We start from the raw sequence: 6,053 nt of genomic DNA on the forward strand, positions 1-6,053 counted from the left end.
AAGCCGGCGCGCGGCACGATGCCGATCTGGCGGGTGGCCCCGATGATCCCGCCGCACCCCTCTTCCACTGGCTGACCGATGACCTCGGTTATGCGGTATACGCGGCTTTCGATCTGCCTTATGGCCGCCCCGCGATCGATGCCGCACAGTTTGCCAGTTACCGCAGCTATCCCTACATGGCGTTCAATTATTTCGCCGTGCACCCACAACACCTGCCGCCTGCCACTTCGGCACCGCGGCGCTGACCCGCGCCGCTTCGACGCAGAAAAGGAAGTTCAGATGACCGACCAACCTGCCAACGACCAGTTCCGCTCCTCGTCCTTTCTGGAAGGGCAGAACGCGGAATACCTCGAGGCGATGTATGCCCGCTACGCCAACGATCCCGGCGCGGTGGACGAAGCGTGGCAGGCTTTCTTCGACGCCATGGGTGACGCGGATACCGACGTGAAGGCCGAAGCCGCGGGCCCCAGTTGGGCGCGCGCCGACTGGCCGCCCATGCCGTCCGATGACCTGACCGGCGCGCTGACCGGCCAGTGGCCCGCCCCCGCGGAAACCAAGGCCGCAGGGGACAAGATCAAGGCCAAGGCGCAGGAAAAGGGCGTCGAGGTGACGGACGCGCAGGTCAGGCTGGCGGTGCTCGACAGTATCCGCGCGCTGATGATCATCCGCGCCTACCGTATCCGCGGACATCTGGCGGCCGATCTCGACCCGCTGGGCATGCGCGATACCGGCAAACATGAAGAGCTCGATCCGAAATCCTACGGCTTCACCGACGCGGATATGGATCGGCCCATCTTCATCGACAACGTGCTCGGCCTCGAAGTCGCGACGCTCCGCGAAATTCTCGATATCGTGCAGCGTACCTACTGCGGGACATTCGCGCTGCAGTACATGCATATCTCGGACCCGGAGCAGGCCGGCTGGCTGAAGGAACGGATCGAAGGCTACGGCAAGGAAATTTCCTTTACCCGCGAAGGGCGCAAGGCGATCCTGAACAAGCTGGTGGAGGCCGAAGGCTTCGAGAAATTCCTGCACGTCAAATACATGGGGACCAAACGCTTCGGCCTCGACGGCGGCGAAAGCCTCGTGCCCGCGATGGAGCAGATCATCAAGCGAGGCGGCCAGCTTGGCGTCAAGGACATCGTCATCGGCATGCCCCACCGGGGGCGCCTGTCGGTGCTGGCCAACGTGATGCAGAAACCCTACCGCGCCATCTTCAATGAATTTCAGGGCGGCAGCTTCAAGCCCGAGGACGTGGATGGTTCGGGTGACGTGAAATACCACCTCGGCGCCTCGTCCGACCGTATGTTCGACGGCAACGAGGTGCACCTGTCGCTCACCGCGAACCCCAGCCACCTCGAAGCGGTCAATCCCGTCGTGCTGGGCAAGGTCCGCGCCAAGCAGGATCAGCTGGGCGACAAGGACCGCACCGCGGCCATGCCGGTGCTGCTGCATGGCGATGCTGCCTTTGCCGGACAGGGCGTCGTGGCGGAATGTTTCGCGCTCTCCGGCCTCAAGGGGCACCGGACGGGCGGGACAATGCACATCGTGGTCAACAACCAGATCGGCTTTACCACCGCGCCGCATTTCTCGCGTTCCTCGCCCTATCCCACCGACAACGCGCTGGTGGTCGAGGCACCGATCTTCCACGTCAACGGCGACGACCCGGAGGCCGTGGTCCACGCCGCGCGTGTCGCCACCGAATTCCGCCAGAAGTTCCGCAAGGACGTGGTGATCGACATGTTCTGCTACCGCCGGTTCGGGCACAACGAAGGCGATGAGCCGATGTTCACCAACCCGGTGATGTACAAGCATATCAAGTCGCAGAAGACGACACTCACGCTCTATACCGAGCGGCTCATCAAGGATGGGCTGATCCCCGTGGGCGAGATCGAGGATATGAAATCCGCGTTCCAGGCCCACCTGAACGAGGAATTCGAGGCGGGCAAGGATTACCGCCCCAACAAGGCCGACTGGCTGGACGGCAAATGGTCCCACCTCGACCGGCAACAGAAGAAGAAGTACCAGCGCGGCAAGACGGCCATCTCGCCCGAGACAATGAAAGAGGTCGGCGAGGCGCTCACGACGGTGCCCGAAGGCTTCCCGCTGCATAAGACGATCGGGCGGCTTCTGGAAGCCAAGAAGGAGATGTTCGAAAGCGGTAAGGGCTTTGACTGGGCCACGGGGGAGGCGCTCGCCTACGGCTCACTGCTGACCGAAGGATACAAGGTGCGCCTTGCCGGTCAGGACAGTACCCGCGGCACGTTCAGCCAGCGCCATTCCGCGCTCATTAACCAGCAGGACGAAGATCGCTACTATCCGCTGAACCACATCCGCGAAGGTCAGGCGGAATACGAAGTCATCGACTCGATGCTGTCGGAATATGCCGTGCTGGGTTTCGAATACGGCTATTCGCTGGCCGAACCCAACGCGCTGGTCGCATGGGAAGCGCAGTTCGGCGATTTCGCCAACGGCGCGCAGATCATGTTCGACCAGTTCATCTCTTCGGGTGAAAGCAAATGGCTGCGGATGTCCGGCCTCGTCTGTCTGCTGCCGCATGGCTACGAAGGACAGGGCCCGGAACATTCCAGCGCGCGCTTGGAACGTTTCCTGCAGATGTGCGGCGGCGACAACTGGATCGTCGCTAATTGCACCACGCCGGCGAACTATTTCCACATCCTGCGCCGGCAGTTGCACCGCAGCTACCGCAAACCGCTGATCCTGATGACGCCGAAATCGCTGCTGCGCCACAAGCTGGCCATCAGCACGGCGGAGGAGTTCCAGACCGGATCGTCCTTCCACCGCGTGTTGTGGGACGATGCGCAGCACGGCAATTCGGACACGCAGCTGGTGGCCGACGACAAGATCAAGCGCGTGGTGATGTGTTCGGGCAAGGTCTATTTCGACCTGCTGGAAGAGCGCGACGCGCGCGGCATCGATGACATCTACCTGCTGCGCTTCGAGCAGTTCTATCCTTTCCCGGCGCAATCGGCGGTCAAGGAACTGGAACGGTTCAAACAGGCCGAAATGGTCTGGTGCCAGGAAGAGCCCAAGAACCAGGGTGCCTGGACCTTCATCGAACCCAACATCGAATGGGTGCTGGGCCGCATCAAGGCCAAGAACGGCCGCCCCGAATACGTGGGCCGCGCCACCGCCGCCTCGCCCGCGACCGGCCTTGCGAGCCAGCACAAAGCACAACAAGCCGCCCTCGTGGACGAGGCGCTGACCATCAAAGGAAATTGACCATGACAAGCGAAGTACGCGTGCCCACGCTGGGCGAATCCGTCACCGAGGCCACCGTGGCCACATGGTTCAAGAAGCCGGGCGATTCCGTCGCCGTGGACGAAATGCTCTGCGAGTTGGAAACCGACAAGGTCACCGTCGAAGTGCCGAGCCCTGTCGCGGGCACCATGGGAGAGATCGTCGCCGCCGAAGGCGAAACGGTCGGCGTCGACGCCCTGCTTGCCACGATCGAGGAGGGCGATGGCAAATCCGGCGGCACCGCCAAAAAGGACAGCGCGGCAGAGGCCGAACCGCCGAAGGCCAAGGACGCGGGCCCCGAAGAAACCCGCCCCCGTGAAGAAGCGCAGGCCCCGAAGGACGGTGGCGGCGCTTCGGGCTCCGGCGGCTCCGTCGACGTGATGGTGCCCACACTGGGCGAATCCGTGACAGAGGCCACCGTTGCCACATGGTTCAAAAAGGTCGGCGATACCGTCGCGCAGGATGAAATGCTCTGCGAGTTGGAAACCGACAAGGTGAGCGTCGAAGTCCCCGCCCCCGCCGCAGGCACGCTGGGCGAGATCCTCGCCGAAGAAGGCAGCACCGTGCAGGCCAACGGCAAGCTCGCGGTGATCAATGCAGGCTCCGGGGCCGCCGCATCGGCCAGCGCGCAGGAAAACGCGCCCGCCCCCGCCGCGCAGGAAGCACCCGCCGGTGGTGGCAAGGATGTCGAGGACGCGCCCTCCGCCAAGAAGGCCATGGCCGAGGCCGGGCTGAGCCGCGATCAGGTCACCGGATCGGGCCGCGACGGCCGCGTGATGAAGGAAGACGTCGCCAAAGCCATCGAGGCGGGCAAATCGGCCAGTGCCGGGGCCGCCCCGGATGCCCCACAGGCCAAACAGGCGCCGCGCGCGCCCTCTTCTGCCGATGATGCCGCGCGCGAGGAACGGGTCAAGATGACCCGCCTGCGCCAGACCATCGCCCGGCGTCTGAAGGACGCGCAGAACACCGCCGCCATCCTGACCACCTACAACGAGGTGGACATGACCGGCGTCATGGAGTTGCGCGACGAATACAAAGACCTCTTCCTGAAGAAACACGGGGTGAAGCTTGGCTTTATGTCCTTCTTCACCAAGGCCTGCTGCCATGCCCTGAAGGAAGTGCCCGAGGTCAACGCCGAAATCGACGGCACCGATATCGTCTACAAGAACTTCGTGCATATGGGCATCGCCGCGGGCACGCCGCAGGGCCTCGTGGTGCCGGTGATCCGCGATGCCGACCAGATGAGCTTTGCCGAGATCGAGAAAGCCATCGCCGAAAAGGGCGCGAAAGCACGCGACGGCAAGCTTTCCATGGCCGAAATGCAGGGCGGCACCTTCACCATCTCCAACGGCGGCGTCTATGGCTCGCTCATGTCCTCGCCGATCCTGAACCCGCCGCAGTCCGGCATCCTCGGTATGCACAAGATCCAGGACCGCCCGATGGTGGTCGGCGGAGAGATCGTGATCCGCCCGATGATGTACCTAGCACTCAGCTACGATCACCGCATCGTGGACGGCAAGGGCGCGGTGACTTTCCTCGTCCGCGTGAAAGAGGCGCTGGAAGACCCCCGGCGCCTGCTGATGGACCTCTGAGCGGGCCGCCTGCCCCCGATGACATAACCGTCGCCGCGCGCCGCCGGCTCATGTAGACTGGCGGCGGAGGTCCCCCGGGGACAGGAAGTGAAAGGACGATGCCATGACCGAAACGACAATTCTTGCCGCCTACGGCCTGCTCGTGATGATCACGATCCTGCTGCAGGTTCTCGGCGCCACCCGGCAGTTGTCGCTGGGCTATCTGATGTCGTCGCGCGATGAAACGCGCAGCACCACGGGGATGACCGCCCGGGTCGCCCGCGCGCTGGAAAATTCGATCACGGCCATGGCGCTCTTTGCCCCCGCGGTGCTGATCCTCGCCGCGCTGGATCGCAGTTCCGCCGCATCGCTCTTGTCCGCGCAGGTCTTTCTGGCGGCGCGGATCGTCTATCTGCCGGCCTATGCCTTCGGCCTTACCGGCATCCGGACGGTCGCGTGGCTGATCGGTTTTGCGGCGACGGCGGCGCTCTATCTTCTGGCTCTCTAGGACACATCGATGCAATTGATCTGCCACTATGATGTCTCGGATTTCGCCCGGTGGCGGTCCGCCTTCGACAAAGATGCGGGCTCCCGCCGTGAGGCAGGGCTGACGGTGCTTCAGGTCTGGCGGGACGCCGATGATCCGGGCCATGCCATCACGCTGATGTCCGTCAACGACCGGGATCGCGCCAAGGCATGGCTCGCCCGGTCCGATGCGCTGTCCTCCGACGATGGCGGCACCGTTACAGCCACCCGCGCCTATTTCGTTGAAACCGAATGACCCCGGAACTTACCGTCCTCGTCCTCGCGGCACTGCTGCAGCTTTTGCAATTCGTGCTCTACGCGGTTCCGGCCAATCTCGAACTGGGGCCGGGCTACACCATGTCCGCGCGGGACCGCGAACCCTCCCGCGCCCTGTCGGAACGCACCGCGCGGCTGGGCCGGGCCTTCGACAATCATTTCGAGGCGCTCGTCCTCTTCGGCATCGCCGCAGGCGTGCTCGCGATTTCGGGGCAGGGCAACACGCTCACGACGGTCTGCGCCTGGATCTACCTCGCCGCCCGGATTGCCTATGTCCCGGCCTATGCCATGGGCCTGCGCCCGCACCGCAGCATCATCTGGGCAGTGGGCCTGCTCGCCACCACGATCATGCTGATCGCCGCCCTCTTCTGATCTTCCAAATGGCCCCTCATCCCGGGGGACGGCGCTTGCGCCGGGGGG

Annotated in this window: 6 protein-coding genes; all 6 read left to right on the forward strand. The window is 64.1% G+C overall.

Going from position 1 to position 6,053, the window contains the following annotated elements; genetic code table 11:
- On the forward strand, positions 1-245 hold a 245-nt coding region (locus A3764_RS25075; protein ID WP_161487481.1), incomplete at its 5' end, for a hypothetical protein.
- A 34-nt stretch (positions 246-279) separates the two neighbouring features.
- A complete protein-coding gene (locus A3764_RS04485) occupies positions 280-3,243 on the forward strand; it encodes a 2-oxoglutarate dehydrogenase E1 component (protein ID WP_067919282.1) in 2,964 nt (987 codons plus the stop codon).
- Positions 3,244-3,245: 2 nt separating this feature from the next.
- Positions 3,246-4,853, forward strand: a complete 1,608-nt coding sequence (gene odhB / locus A3764_RS04490) for a 2-oxoglutarate dehydrogenase complex dihydrolipoyllysine-residue succinyltransferase (RefSeq protein WP_067919280.1) — start codon at positions 3,246-3,248, stop codon at positions 4,851-4,853.
- A 103-nt stretch (positions 4,854-4,956) separates the two neighbouring features.
- Entirely contained in the window at positions 4,957-5,340 is a 384-nt protein-coding gene (locus A3764_RS04495) for an MAPEG family protein (RefSeq protein ID WP_067919278.1), read from the forward strand.
- Positions 5,341-5,349: 9 nt separating this feature from the next.
- Entirely contained in the window at positions 5,350-5,613 is a 264-nt protein-coding gene (locus A3764_RS04500) for a hypothetical protein (RefSeq protein WP_067919276.1), read from the forward strand.
- Positions 5,610-6,005: an MAPEG family protein gene (locus A3764_RS04505; RefSeq protein WP_067919274.1), complete on the forward strand. Its 396-nt coding sequence runs from the start codon at positions 5,610-5,612 to the stop codon at positions 6,003-6,005. Before A3764_RS04500 ends, A3764_RS04505 begins: the two co-directional genes overlap by 4 nt.
- Positions 6,006-6,053: the final 48 nt, after the last annotated feature.

The sequence above is a fragment of the Sulfitobacter sp. HI0129 genome, assembly GCF_001635395.1.
Classification (GTDB): Bacteria; Pseudomonadota; Alphaproteobacteria; order Rhodobacterales; family Rhodobacteraceae; genus Sulfitobacter.